This is a genomic window from Snuella lapsa (assembly GCF_039539345.1).
Lineage (GTDB): Bacteria > Bacteroidota > Bacteroidia > Flavobacteriales > Flavobacteriaceae > Snuella > Snuella lapsa.
The window spans coordinates 91,692-106,131 of sequence record NZ_BAABCY010000036.1 but is presented as its reverse complement, the minus strand read 5'-3'; the positions used below and the strand labels follow the sequence as shown (position 1 = coordinate 106,131).

The 14,440-nt window shown below is 34.6% G+C and carries 11 protein-coding genes; 7 read left to right on the top strand and 4 right to left on the bottom strand.

Translation table 11 applies throughout. The features are described 5' to 3' along the window. Positions 1-132: 132 nt before the first annotated feature. Complete coding sequence (locus tag ABD792_RS08165) at positions 133-1,470, bottom strand: hypothetical protein (protein ID WP_345005399.1); 1,338 nt, start codon at positions 1,468-1,470, stop codon at positions 133-135. Between the two features lie 351 nt (positions 1,471-1,821). Continuing rightward, positions 1,822-2,268 carry a hypothetical protein gene (locus ABD792_RS08160; protein ID WP_345005398.1) on the bottom strand — a complete coding sequence of 149 codons (447 nt, stop codon included), beginning with the start codon at positions 2,266-2,268 and terminating at the stop codon, positions 1,822-1,824. A 471-nt stretch (positions 2,269-2,739) separates the two neighbouring features. Between ABD792_RS08160 and ABD792_RS08155 the strand changes: the two genes are divergently transcribed. The 4 genes from ABD792_RS08155 (at position 2,740) to ABD792_RS08140 (ending at position 6,949) form a co-directional block, all read left to right on the top strand. Next, positions 2,740-4,761 (top strand): glutamine--tRNA ligase/YqeY domain fusion protein, encoded by a 2,022-nt coding sequence (locus ABD792_RS08155; protein ID WP_345005397.1) that lies wholly within the window; start codon positions 2,740-2,742, stop codon positions 4,759-4,761. An 83-nt stretch (positions 4,762-4,844) separates the two neighbouring features. Then, on the top strand, positions 4,845-5,327 hold the full coding sequence (locus tag ABD792_RS08150; RefSeq protein ID WP_345005396.1) for a DUF1761 domain-containing protein: 483 nt from the start codon (positions 4,845-4,847) through the stop codon (positions 5,325-5,327). A 77-nt stretch (positions 5,328-5,404) separates the two neighbouring features. Beyond that, positions 5,405-6,559 carry a GNAT family protein gene (locus ABD792_RS08145; RefSeq protein ID WP_345005395.1) on the top strand — a complete coding sequence of 385 codons (1,155 nt, stop codon included), beginning with the start codon at positions 5,405-5,407 and terminating at the stop codon, positions 6,557-6,559. A gap of 183 nt (positions 6,560-6,742) precedes the next feature. Then, the gene (locus ABD792_RS08140) at positions 6,743-6,949 is read left to right on the top strand and encodes a hypothetical protein (protein ID WP_345005394.1); all 207 of its coding nucleotides are present in this window, start codon (positions 6,743-6,745) and stop codon (positions 6,947-6,949) included. Positions 6,950-7,021: 72 nt separating this feature from the next. Here ABD792_RS08140 and ABD792_RS08135 read toward each other — a convergent pair whose 3' ends face one another. Continuing rightward, positions 7,022-7,954 (bottom strand): SPFH domain-containing protein, encoded by a 933-nt coding sequence (locus tag ABD792_RS08135; RefSeq protein WP_345005393.1) that lies wholly within the window; start codon positions 7,952-7,954, stop codon positions 7,022-7,024. A 186-nt stretch (positions 7,955-8,140) separates the two neighbouring features. Here ABD792_RS08135 and ABD792_RS08130 point away from each other — a divergent pair, with 186 nt between their 5' ends. Next, on the top strand, positions 8,141-8,827 hold the full coding sequence (locus ABD792_RS08130; protein WP_345005391.1) for a hypothetical protein: 687 nt from the start codon (positions 8,141-8,143) through the stop codon (positions 8,825-8,827). A gap of 29 nt (positions 8,828-8,856) precedes the next feature. On the opposite strand, the gene gltX is transcribed toward ABD792_RS08130, so the two are convergent. Continuing rightward, a complete protein-coding gene (gene gltX, locus ABD792_RS08125) occupies positions 8,857-10,371 on the bottom strand; it encodes a glutamate--tRNA ligase (protein ID WP_345005389.1) in 1,515 nt (504 codons plus the stop codon). A 215-nt stretch (positions 10,372-10,586) separates the two neighbouring features. On the opposite strand from gltX, the gene ABD792_RS08120 reads away from it, so the two are divergent. Further along, on the top strand, positions 10,587-13,979 hold the full coding sequence (locus tag ABD792_RS08120; protein ID WP_345005388.1) for a hypothetical protein: 3,393 nt from the start codon (positions 10,587-10,589) through the stop codon (positions 13,977-13,979). Beyond that, positions 13,972-14,382: an rRNA maturation RNase YbeY gene (gene ybeY / locus ABD792_RS08115; RefSeq protein WP_345005387.1), complete on the top strand. Its 411-nt coding sequence runs from the start codon at positions 13,972-13,974 to the stop codon at positions 14,380-14,382. Before ABD792_RS08120 ends, ybeY begins: the two co-directional genes overlap by 8 nt. Positions 14,383-14,440: the final 58 nt, after the last annotated feature.

Genomic DNA, 14,440 nt, shown 5'->3' with positions numbered 1-14,440 from the left:
TCGCTAGAGTTAAAATTACTTATACAATTATTGTTGGCTTATCAAAAAAATGGAATTTTAAAAGTAAACTTGAAAGTATAAAGAAATCCCTAGAGTAGTTTAATTAAATACTTAACCTAATAGTTCCTGTTATTAATCATCAATGCCTAAATCTTCTGATGCAAAATATTCTTGTGGAGCAGGTATTATCCTGTTAATTCGTAATCTAAAGTCAGGTCTTTTATCGTTCTTTAAATCAATAAATGTTTCAGAATCAGAACTTTTAGAGTATACATTAAAAAATGCACTGTTCCCATACCAATTCTCTAAATCTTCATTATTTGAATTATGTTCAACAAAAATATTCCCATTACAATTGTTAAAATACATATCGGTAAATTTGATTTTTTCCAAATTTTCCTGATTAATAGTAATCTTATCTTCCAAAATTACGGCAGGGTTGAAACCAGAAATCACGCTTTTGTTCATATCAAGAGAGGCATTTTCTCCTACAAAAAGAGCTTCTTTAACCAGTCCTTTTTCCATATCCTCTTTTAAATTATTACTATTGTTTACTAATGTTAAGTTTTTAGCAATTACAGATGTTCCTTTTTTAGTAAAGTCTACTTCTTCTCTTTTATCATAAGAGTTAATTTGCATACATCTGGATCCAGTGCTACTAGACGTGTAAGGTGAGCGAACTGCTAGGGAATTATGTACTTGCGATTGGGTTCCAAAATTAAATTTAAAATCATTGTTACTTGCTTTGTAAGAGACAGCTTGGTTTAGTTTTACGTTACCGCCCCATATTTCAAAGGCATTTCCAGCAGAATAACTCACCATTATGTTTTCCAATACTGTTTCACTACCTACACCAGCCAACAACAATCCATTAAAATAACTTTGTCTCCCTACACGTTTTCCCGCATACTCAATTCTTACGTAACGTAAAATACCCGAGTTGCTTTCTGTATTTGCACCACCATAGTTTGTGTCTCCATATGAGGCAGGCGTTAAATGTGGATAGAATGTAGCTACCGAACCGTTACCAAATCTATTTGTTGGAGCATCGCCAAGTAAAATGATGCCTCCCCAATCCCCTTCTTTTTTTATGCTTTTGTTTGAGGTAAAAACAATAGGGTCTGTTTCTAAACCGTCTGCAATTATTTTTGCTCCCTTGGCAATTGTAAGAGATGCTTTAGATTCATAATCACCAATAATTACCGTACCAGGTTCTATGGTAAGCGTTGCGCCATTGGTTACGAAAACATTTCCCATTAATAAGTAGATGTCCCTTTTTAAGAGTTTTGTGTCTTTTGTAATATTTCCTGCTAATATTTGAGTTGGAGTATCAAAATCCTGAATACTGGGCTTAAAGTTTGTCCAATTATGTAACCAATTGTTGGAGCCTATTATTCCTTTTTCCTGTTGAGCGAAAACATTTCCTATTATTAGTAGAAACACGCATGCGATTTGGGTAACGTTTTTCATGTTTAAAAATTTATCATTAAAACAATATTTTATTCAAAAAATTTAGTCTTCAAATATATAAAAAAACCTATGAAATACCAATTATTTCGATAAAATGCATTAAATATTTAATTTTTGTAGGAATAATTGTATCATATTTACATCTGTTTACAATTGTTGACGTAATTCTTGTTAATAGAGTAAATAATTACAGCTTAAAGTCTTGTAAAATTTTGGCTTCAGAAATTAGCATTTTAAGCATCTGTTAAGTATGGATTTTATATAAAAAAACCTATTCTCGATAGAAAATAGGCTAAAAATCAAAACGTTAATTTTATAACAATACTTTGAATTCTTTGTTGTGGTGAAATATTAATTAAATTCAGAATATTGATGCAACAATTTCATAGTTTCTTCATAGAATAATATTGCAGATATTAATTTATTAGTGTCAGAATAGGGTAGTATCATTTTTTGAAATTCTACTGTGTTTTCCAGAAAATTATCTGTCGCTTCAAATTGATTTTCTAATGCTTTCTTGTTGTCGTTGTTTTTTGGAATACCAAGAGTGGCCATAGTAACGCCAGGTTTAGTTGCAAAAGCGATGTAGGGCAGTATTTTAATGAGGCTTTCTGTACGTTCTATGTATAGTGCTAATAACTCTCCTTTTTGCATACTTTCCAGTTCTTCTACATTATGGTATTTTTTTATAGCTGCTCCTTCTCTAATAATACTTTTGGGTTCTTTCTTTTTTTGTGCATAACCAATACCAGTTATAAAAAATAGGCTGAAGCTAAGTAAAATAAATTTTATTTTCATATCTAAGACTTAAGGGTTAACAAAACAAATCTATGTAATTAATCGTTAAAAAAAACGTTTCATCGGATATTTTGATTGTAATTTAAAATTATTCTTCTTTCATTTAGTTCATTACAAAATAACGAGCTTATAGGTTTTGCCTTTACAATATTAAGGACATTACTTTTCTTATTATAAGCTTAAAAAACAACTGTTTATAGGTTGGTGTTTGATATTTAAATCCAGTTCAAACAGTACCTCTCAACCTTATTTTTTTGCTATTATCGAATAAAAAATGATGACAATTAAAACAATGTTTTTTCATTTCGTCGATAAAAATAAGCATTTTAACGATATAAAAGTAAATTTTTTTTTCGATTGCACAATTTTTTTTTCAAACTTATTACAAAATGCCTTCAACGATTTATAAAACACATAGCTCAACTTTGTATCTCAATTTTGCTTAATTTTGCCCAAATCATTAGAAGTTACATGGAGAATGACAATAGATCGCTCAATTTTTTAGAGCAAATTATCGAAGAAGATTTAGCCAATGGTTTATCGAATAATGAATTGCGTTTTCGATTTCCACCAGAACCCAATGGGTATTTGCATATAGGACATACTAAGGCAATAGGAATTAGTTTTGGTTTAGGCGAAAAGTATAATGCCCCAGTAAATCTTCGTTTTGACGATACGAATCCGGCAAAGGAAGAACAGGAATATGTAGATGCTATAAAGAATGATGTTGCATGGCTAGGATATACCTGGGACAAGGAGTTGTTTTCATCGGATTATTTTCAACAGCTTTACGATTGGGCAATTAGCCTTATTAAAAAAGGAAAAGCCTACGTAGATTCCCAATCTAGTGAGGCTATGGCTGAACAAAAAGGAACACCTACCCAGCACGGTGTAGATAGTCCATATAGAAATAGAAGTATAGAAGAAAATTTGGATTTGTTCGAACGTATGAAGCAAGGAGAGTTCGAGGAAGGAGCACACATATTACGTGCAAAAATCGATATGAAGCATCCTAATATGCTAATGCGAGATCCTATTATGTACAGGATATTAAAAAAACACCATCATAGAACTGGAAATGATTGGTGCATATACCCGATGTACGATTGGACACATGGTGAGAGCGATTATATTGAACAAATCTCACATTCTTTATGTTCTTTAGAGTTTAAACCTCACCGGGAACTTTACGATTGGTTTTTAGATCAAATAGTCGATGTTAATAAGCTTAGGCCAAAGCAACGAGAGTTTGCACGTTTAAACTTAAGTTACACCATAATGAGCAAGCGTAAATTGCTTCAATTGGTTGAGCAAGGTATAGTAAACGGATGGGACGACCCAAGAATGCCTACTATCTCAGGATTGAGACGCCGAGGGTATACACCCAGAGCGATTCGACACTTTGTAGAACGTGTAGGTGTGGCCAAACGCGATAATGTAATTGATGTTTCTCTTTTAGAATTCTGCATTCGAGAAGATTTAAATAAAACGGCTCCAAGGGTTATGGCAGTTATGGACCCTATTAAGCTCGTTATTACTAATTATCCAGAAGGAAAAGAGGAGTGGTTGGATGCAGAAAATAATCCTGAGGACGAAAGTGCAGGTTATAGAAAGGTTCCTTTTTCTCGCGAATTGTATATTGAAAGGGATGATTTTAAGGAAGAAGCCAATAGTAAATATTTCCGTTTGACTTTAGGAAAGGAAGTACGATTAAAAAATGCTTATATAATTAAAGGTGAGGGTGTTGTTAAAGATGCCGATGGTAATATTTTGGAAATCCATTGTGTATATGATGAAGACACACTAAGTGGAAGTGGGACAGAAGCAAGTTTACGAAAAGTAAAGGGGACACTGCATTGGGTCTCTATCCAGCATGCCTTAAAAGCAGAAGTAAGGGAATATGACAGGTTGTTTATGGATGAGGCTCCAGATAGTCATCAGGACAAAGATTTTATGGATTTCTTAAACCCCAAGTCTTTAAGGCTAATCGAGGCTTTTGTGGAGCCAAGTTTAAAAGATGCGAGAGTAGGAGAGCGTTTTCAGTTTCAGCGTTTGGGGTATTTTAATGTTGATGATGATGCCTCTTCGGGTAACTTAATATTTAACAAAACGGTTGGTCTAAGAGATACTTGGGCTAAGCAGAAGCCTAAAGAAGAACCCAATAAACCGCAAGTTAAAAAAGTACAGCCTAAGAGAAAAGCAATAGATGTTATTCAGCAGTTAGGTAAAAAGTATACTAATTTGCCAGATGAGAAGCAACAGAAAGTAAAGGCCGAAATTCAAGAATTGGCAAAACAGGTAAGTTACGAGGAATTAAAGCCTTTATTTAATACTGCCCTTAAAAAAGTAGGGACACGAATAGCAACGACTATAGTGCTCGGTGTTTTGTTAAAAAGAGGGCTTGGAAACAATGATGAAATTCACAAATTTATCACCATAGCGTTAGAAGATAAAAATGATATTTTGGTAGCCGAAGCCAAAAATATTTTATAAAAATGTTGATTTTCAAAAAGGTAAGATGGTGTGTGTAAGGTAAATTTTATTACATTTAGCTTACTAACTAAACATTTTTAATTATGGAAATTAATTTTTTAGCACTCTTAGCTTCAGCAGTTTCTGCTTTGGTAATGGGATTTATTTGGTACAATCCAAAAGTATTTGGTAATGCTTGGATGCAAGCAGCAGATATGACAGAAGAGAAAATGAAAGGCGCTAATATGGCAAAGATTTTCATTTTGGCTTTCATCTTTGCTTTCTTATTAGCCTTCGCCATTCAGTTCTTAGCCATTCATCAAACTGGAGCCATAAGTATGGTTGGGGGCGATGTAGAAAACGCATTGCCGTCGTTTGCAGCGTTTATGGAAGATTATGGAGATGCGTTTAGAACCTTTAAGCATGGTGCGTTGCATGGTGTTATTGCAGGTATTTTTATAGCCTTACCAATAATTGGAACCAATGCGCTGTTTGAGCGTAGAGGCACTAAATATATTTTAATAAACAGTGGATATTGGATTGTAACATTAGCTATTATGGGAGCTATTGTTTGTGGATGGAAATAATTTTGTAATTTTTTAGCATATTTAAAGACTGAAAGGTTTTCTCTTTCGGTCTTTTTTATTGGAAATAAACTAGTTTATTGGAAACATATCGTATTTATTATTCTTTCAAAGAGCTTCCCAGTACATGGAATAGCCTTGTTGAACATGATGTTCTTTTACAGACAAGTTATTTAAAGGCTCTCGAAGAAGCTTCGCCTAGCAACATACAACTGTTTTATATAGGAGTCTTTAAAGATAAAGACCTTGTTGGGGGGGCAATTGTGCAACGGGTACAGTTGTATCTAAAGGATATGTTTAGGAAAACGAAAGTGTCTTGTATAAAAGAGCTTGTTCAGGATATTGTTTCAAAGGTGTTAAAAGGAAATATTTTGGTTGTTGGTAATTTAACCCATACCGGACAGCACGGTATTTTTTACTTAAAGGACAAAATAGATACGGCTGCTTATTTAAATGCGGTTTCAGGAGCTTTAAATTCACTTAAAAAAGAAATTAAAACAACCCAGAACAAAAAGATTAGGGCCTTTTTATGGAAAGATTATTTTTTAGAGGATTCCATTCATCTTGAGAAGCACTTTTTTAAGAAACAGATGTTGTACAAAATAGCAGTGCAGCCCAATATGATTATGCCAGTTAGGCTCCAGTGGCAAACCCTTGGGGATTACGTGGGTAGTATGACAAAGAAGTACCGAGACCGCTTTAAACGGGCTAGAAAGAAATTTAATGCTATTCTTATTGAAGAATTGAGTCTGGAAGCAGTTTATAAAGAAGGACCAAGACTGCATGAACTGTACTTAAACGTGTCTAATAACGCCAAGTTTAATACGTTTTTATTGCCAGACAATCATTTCTACAGTTTAAAATTACAATTAGGAAAAAGGTTTAAAATATTTGGTTATTACATCGACAATGAGCTTGTCGGTTTTTATACACTACTGCTGAATAATAGTGACCTTGAAACCTATTTTTTAGGCTACGACAAAGCGCATCAATACCCCAATCAGTTGTATTTGAATATGCTGTATGATATGGCTCAGTATGCCATCGAAAACAAGTTCTCTACAGTTGTTTACGCCAGAACGGCTATGGAAATTAAAAGTTCGGTAGGAGCAGAGCCTAAAGCCATGGTAGTGTATTTAAAGCATACAAACGGAGTTATGAATATGGTTTTAAAGCTGATTTTTCGGTTAATGAACCCTAAACAAAACTGGAATGAACGGCACCCTTTTAAATAACTTCACTAGCATCCAAAGCTTTTGTGAGAAAACAGAAAGGGAAATTTAAATAGTCCCTTAGCCTAACTTCTTTTATCTAAAAGCTGAGCTGCTTTTAGTCAAACTTTCGAACGATTGTGAAATATCTTTAATAAGTGCTTTATTTTTAGTAATTTAAGGCTAATGTTTTTAAAAGGGTATATTATGGGATCTTCAGAAGAAATACTGTCAAAAATATCAAAGCTAACGAGGGAAATAGAAACAAATTATCCAGGACTATATAAGTATCTGGATGAAAACCCAATGACTATTCCTAACGAAGCGCATCCTAATATCGATGCGGATTCTATGGATGAGTATTTAGATACTTTAGAGCGTCTTTTAAGAGACTATAAAGGAGAACACGAGTAAACAAAAAAGCAACCGTTTAAAAAATTGTTTTTATCAAGTCGCTTTTTGCTTTCCGTATTAAAAAGGCATTAGTTAATCTTTGTTGTCTTTTTTATTTTGCTTAGCGTCTTTCATGGCTTCACCAATTTGGTTGCTAGCCGTGAAACTAGCGACCATGTCGTTAAGCATATTACTGCCTGCTTGTGGCGAATTAGGCAAAAGTATTAAGTTGCTGTTTGTTTCACCTCCAATAGCTTGCAGGGTATCGTAATGTTGTGTAACAACTATTAAAGCCGATGCTTCTTGCGAATTAATACCCACACGGTTTAATACATCTACAGATTCCTCAAGACCCCGTGCAATTTCACGACGTTGGTCTGCAATACCCTGACCTTGCAAACGTTTGCTTTCTGCTTCTGCCTTTGCTTTTTCAACAATTAAGATACGAGCAGCATCACCTTCAAATTGAGCAGCAATTTTTTCACGTTCCGAAGCATTAATGCGGTTCATGGCTTCTTTTACCTGTGGGTCTGGGTCAATATCGGTGACAAGGGTCTTTATTATGTCAAAACCGTAATCCAGCATAGCATCGTTAAGCTCTGCTTTTACAGCAAGTGCGATGTCGTCTTTTTTAACAAACACATCATCCAGCTTCATTTTGGGAACTTCGGCGCGTACCACGTCAAAGACATAACTTGTTATTTGATCGTGTGGATAATCAAGCTTATAAAAGGCATCGTATACTTTGTCTCTTATTACTTTGTATTGTACCGAAACTTTTAAGCGTACAAACACGTCATCCAATGTTTTGGTTTCTATAATAACATCCAACTGTTGGATTTTTAGGCTTAATCGACCTGCAATTCTATCAACCAATGGGATTTTAAATTGAGGACCTGAATGGCGAATACTTTGAAATTTCCCGAAACGTTCAATAATGCCGGCCGTTTGCTGTTTTACAATGAAAAAAGATGAGATTAAAATAATTAACCCAATCAGAATAATAGGAATAAAGTAGTAGTTCATAATAGCTGTTTAAAAAATTAAGATATAAATTTATACTATATTTGAGGTTTATCAGACAGTATGCACTGCTTTAGATAACCAAAAAATTAACCAATGAAACATCCATGACTAAAAATATTGTAGCACAACATTGTAATTATATGGATGTTGCATCTGACCATTGAAAATGCAATAAAAAATAAACATATGAAATTTAAGCATTACATTTTATTAGTAGCACTAACTATGGGTTTTGTTACAAAAAGTTTTTCACAGCATAAAACATATGCCATAACGAATGGGATAGGTATTTTTGGAGGACTTACAAAGTTTGATATTCAAACGGACAATTTTGTAACGAAACAAGGAGATGGCTTTTTGGGAGGGTTGTCTGCTACGGTCGATATTCCTCATAGATGGTATAATATGAGCTATGGAATGCAGTTATCTGAAAATTATATCCATATTTTAGGGCGTACAAATCAAGATTTAGTTAATTCTGAAGAAACCTTTATTGAGTATAAACTTTTTGCGGCTCAGTTGGCTTTATTGGGACACATAAAGCTCGCAGGAAACTATTTTACTATAGATGCAGGGCCTATGGTTCAATACAACGGCAAACTGGAACTAAAGGATAAAAGTCAGGAAAGTTATTTTATAAACGATTTTGCCAATGTATCTGCTACCGACATTGCTAATATTTCTAAGGTAAACTTTAATGGTGTAGTAGGGGCTACAGCAGGAATTAAAAATTTTAAATTAAAGGCGCAGTACATTTATGGGTTTACCAATATATTAAAAAAGTTAAATACTCAAGAAGGGCTTGAATCTGAAAACGAGAGTTTTAAAGGCAATCAGTCTATGTTGGTTTTTGGTGCGATGTTTTGCTTTTAACCAAAAGACAGATTGCCTTTAAAGGGTTGTTATAATTGGTGCATCATTGCTTCGATGCGCTTTATGGTTTCATCTTTGCCGATTAAGTACATAATGTCGAATACATCTGGTCCTTGTAAAGCTCCAACTAAAGCCAAACGTAACGGCATCATAATTTTCCCAAAACCTATTTCGTTAGAGCTGATCCAGCCTTTAATAACAGATTGAAGACTTTCAGCATTATAATCATCTCCAACTGAATCAATGAGTGCTATTACCTCGGTCATCAGTTTTGGAGTTTCTTCTTTTAAGGCTTTTTTGGCTGCTTTTTCATCGTAAGTTTTGGGAGCTTGAAAGAAATAATGACATAAATCCCAAAAGTCGCTAACAAAATTGGCACGTTCTTTAACAAGGCCAACAACTAAAGCTATATAATTAACATCTATATCGGTCAAAGCCGTATGTTGTGACTTAAAAGCTTGAGCCAGGTTGTCATTGCTTTGTTCTTGCATATAGTGGTGATTAAACCACTTAATCTTATCGGGGTCAAAGCGAGCCCCCGATTTATTAACACGGCTTAAATCGAAAGTTTCAATGAGTTCGTCCAAGCTAAAAATTTCTTGTTCGGTACCAGGGTTCCATCCTAAAAAGGCAAGAAAATTAATCATGGCATCGGCAAAATAGCCATCTTCTCTATAGCCTCTAGAAATATCTTGGGTTTTTGGATCCTGCCATTGAAGAGGGAACACTGGAAACCCTAATTTATCACCATCACGCTTGCTTAATTTTCCTTTGCCCGTTGGTTTTAGTATGAGAGGTAAATGAGCAAATTGGGGAGCTTCCCATCCAAAAGCGGTATATAGTTGCTGATGCAATGCTAAAGAAGGCAACCATTCTTCGCCACGAATAACATGTGATATTTCCATTAAATGGTCATCTACTATATTGGCAAGATGGTAAGTGGGCATCCCATCGCTTTTAAAAAGTACTTTATCGTCTAAAATATTGGTGTCTATTTTTATATCTCCTCGAATAAGGTCTTTTAGGTGGAGTATCTCATCCTGTGGGGATTTAAAACGTATTACATAATCATCTCCAGCATCTAGTTTAGACTTCACATCAGCTTCTGAAAGCGATAAGGAGTTGTTTAGTTTCATGCGATTATGCCAGTTGTAAATAAACGTTTTTCCTTTCAATTCGTGGTCTTTTCTGTGAAAATCAAGACTTTCAGCCGTGTCAAATGCATAGTAAGCATCGCCGGAGGCAATTAATTTTTCGGCGTAAGCTTTATAAAGATCTTTACGCTCGCTCTGACGGTAGGGGCCAAATGTTTCGTTTTTTCCAGGTCCCTCATCAAATGGAATGTTACACCAGTTTAAGGCCTCTATAATGTAGTCTTCGGCGCCCGGAACATACCTGTTTTGATCTGTATCCTCAATTCTTAGAATAAATTTACCATTGTGTTTTTTGGCGAATAAATAGTTGAATAAGGCAGTTCTAACACCGCCAATATGTAGTGGGCCTGTTGGACTTGGTGCAAACCGCACGCGAACGTTTTTGGTCATGTTTGATCTAGTTTTTATCTTATGTTAAGTTTAGTTAACGGACGAATATAGAAATTCTGGAGGCGTTACCTTATGTTATGGTGAAAGTTGCTCCCAGTAATTTGGTTGCAAAGATACAATTAACACATAATTATAATAAGCGTACTAAATAAAATTGTAGTTTAGTAAGTTATAATGATATTAACTTTTATAAGTAGAGTCAATTTGTTTAAGGAATGGATAGTTTTGGTGTCATAAAGGAAAAACTAGAAGGTTTTATCAGGCGATATTGCACAAACGAATTGCTAAAAGGTGCTATTTTGTTTTTTGCAAGTGGTGTTCTGTATTTTTTGTTGACATTGTTTGTTGAGCATATCCTGTGGTTGAATCCGTTAGCAAGAACTTTTTTGTTTTGGTTGTTTATAGCGGTGGAACTTGTGTTATTATCAAAGTTTATTGTTTTGCCAATGGCAAAATTGTTCAAGTTGCAGAAGGGGATTGATTATAAAGGGGCTTCGTTGATTATTGGTAAGCACTTTCCTGAAGTAAGCGATAAGTTGTTAAACGTGCTTCAGTTGCGCCAAAGTTCAGAGGAGTCGGAGTTGTTATTAGCAAGTATAGAACAAAAGTCATTAGAGCTTAAGCCTGTACCTTTTAAGATGGCTATTAATTATAAGGCTAATATAAAGTATCTAAAATACGCAATGATACCAGTCCTTGTTATTTTGGCTGTTATGTTTACAGGTAATTTAAAATGGTTTAGCGACAGCTATGAGCGTGTCGTACATTATAAGACAGCTTATTCGCCACCTGCTCCATTTCAGTTTTTAATTTTAAATAAAGACTTAACAGCTCTTGAAAACAAAGACTATACTTTAAACGTTAAGACAGTAGGGGACATTGTTCCGGAAAATGTCCAGGTTGTATATAACGACGAGGTTTATATTATGCAACAAACAGGTGTTGCTAGCTTTGCCTTCAAATTTTCCTCCCCTAAATCAGACATAAACTTTCGGATTAAGGCCAACAATGTTGTATCGAGGCAACATCTGTTAGAAGTGGTTAAAGTACCTACTATTACTAGCTTTGATATGGTTTTAGATTATCCGGCTTATACGAATAAGTCTAGTGATCGTTTTAAGAGTACAGGCAATGCAATAGTTCCAGAAGGCACTAACGTAACTTGGGAACTTCGGGCAAAAGCAGCAGAATTTATCCATTTATATGCAAAAGACACCGTTTCGTTTGCCTTAAAAGAAGATGCTGTTTTTAATGCGTCTAAGCGTGTTTTTTCAAATTTTGACTATACCTTAAGTGCTGGTAACAAAAAGCTGCCCAATTACGAGAATTTGGCTTTTGCCATCAATGTTGTTAAAGATGAATATCCCGAGATCAAGTTAAGAGCTGTAAAAGACAGTGTAGATTTGCAAACACTTTACTTTTACGGTCAGGTTAGCGACGATTATGGATTTAGTAAGTTGCAATTGGTATATTACCCTTTAGGAAGGGAAAATGAGAAACAAGTTGAGTCAATTCCCTTTTCTAAATCAAATATATCTGAATTTATCAGTGCTTTTCCTAACGGCTTAAACATTCAATCAGGCGTGCCTTACGAGCTGTATTTTCAGGTTTTCGATAATGATCAGGTGAACAAGTATAAGAGTGCCAAAAGCAATGTGTTTGGCTATCGTAAGCGTACAGACGAAGAAGAAGTGGAAAAGCAGCTGGGGGATCAAAAAGAAACTATACAGGATTTAAATAAATCCATTGAAAAGTTTAATGAACAAGATAAGAAACTAACAGAGCTAACAAATACACAAAAAGAAAAAACGAATCTTTCATTCAGTGATAAGAAAAAATTAGAGGCATTCTTAAAACGTCAGAAGCAACAGGATGAAATGATGAAAAATTTTAATGAAAAGCTAAAAGACAATTTAGAGAATTTTGACGATGAACGTAAAGAGCCCGATAATTTCAAAAAAGATCTAGAACAACGGTTGCAAGAAAACGAAGAGCAACTTAAACAGGATGAAAAGTTGATGAAGGAACTGGATAAGTTACAGGAAAAGATAAATAAAGAGGAGCTGGTTCAAAAGTTAGAGCAATTGGCTAAACAGAATAAGAATAAGAAGCGAAGTTTGGAACAGTTGTTGGAACTTACAAAGCGTTTTTATGTGCAAAAAAAGTTAGAGAAGTTAAAAGAAGATTTGGCGAAGCAGGCAATAGATCAAGAAAAGTTGTCCAACAGTAATGAAGATGATAATACAAAGGAAAAGCAAGATGCGCTAAACAAAGAATTTGATGATTTTAAAAAAGCTTTAGAAGAGCTAAAGAGAGAGAGTGAAAAGCTAAAGAAGCCAATAGATATTCCACAAGACAAGTTAGATGAGCAAGAGGTAGACAAAGAACAGGAAAAGGCTTCAGAATCTCTCCAGAAGAAGGAACAAGAATCATCTTCAGGAGATAAGGAGCCAGCGTCCGACGAAAAAAAGAAAGAGGAGCTTAATAAGGCTAAGCAAAGTCAAAAGAAAGCAGCCAAGAAAATGATGGAAATGAGTCAGGGTATGGCCCAGTCTATGATGTCTGGTAGTGGAGATCAGATGCAAGAAGACATTGATATGTTGCGTCAAATATTAGATAATCTCGTGTTGTTTTCTTTCGAACAAGAAGCTCTTATGGAACAATTTAAGACTATAGAAGAGAATCATAATAAGTATGCAGCCTTTTTAAGAAAGCAAAGTAGTTTACGGGAGCACTTTGAGCATATTGATGATAGTTTATTTGCGTTGTCTCTTAGAAATCCCAAATTATCCGAAACGGTCAATAAAGAAATTAATGAAGTCTTTTTTAATATAGACAAGTCCTTAGGTCAATTGTCCGAAAATCAAGTGTATCAAGGTGTAGCAAGCCAGCAATTTGCGGTTACTTCAGCTAATAATTTAGCCGATTTTCTAAGTGATATTCTAGATAGCATGCAAGAAAATTTAAGTTTATCACCAGGGCAAGGAGGAAAAGGGGATATACAGTTACCTGACATTATCATGAGTCAAGAAGAGCTCAATAAAAAGATGGAAGAGGGCTTGAAGGAGGGAGAAGAGAATAGTGGCAGAGAGAAGCAGGGAAAAGAAAGCACAGGACAAGATGGTGAAGAAGAAAGTGAAGGTAAAAGTGGGAATGCCACTGGTGAAGGAGAAAGAGATGGAGATAACGAGTTAATGAATGGCAGGTTATACGAAATTTATCAAGAACAACAACGATTACGCCAAGCTTTAGAGGAAAAGATTGCTAAAGAAGGTGGGGGCAATGGAGATGCTAAAAGATTGATTAACCAAATGGAGCAGATAGAGTTGGAGTTGTTAAATAAAGGTTTTGCCAATCAAACACTTAAAAAGATGATGAGTCTTCAACATCAATTATTAAAACTAGATAACGCAGCATTCCAACAAGGAAAGGAAAATAAACGTGAATCTAAAACAAACAATAGGAATTTTGATAATAAAGCTAACAATCAGATTCAAAAAGCAAAACAATATTTTCAGACTACAGAAATATTGAACAGACAAACATTACCTTTGCAGCAAGTTTATAAAAAGAAAGTGCAAACGTATTTTAAGCAAACAGATGATTAATTTTAATTACGAGACAGCATTTAAGTTAAAAGATGAGGAAAGGCTTTCTGCATGGATATCTGGTGTCATAGATGTTGAAGGGTTTAAGGAAGACGAAGTAAATTACATCTTTTGTGATGATGATTATTTGCATAAAATTAATGTAGAATTCCTCAAACATGATACACTAACTGACATAATCAGCTTTGATTATTCGGTAGGAAAAATCATTCAAGGTGATGTTTTTATATCTGTTGATCGTGTTAAAGATAATGCAGAGGATTTCAAGGTTTCTTTTGATGAAGAACTAAGACGTGTTATGGTGCATGGTGTTTTGCATTATTGTGGTTATAAAGATAAAAGTGACGAAGAGGCTTCCTTAATGCGAGAAAAGGAAAACCATTACTTAAAGGCGTTTGTGTAGAATTCCTTATTTCGGTGTATATTTGCAAATTATTTTTATTACTAATGAATTCACATGT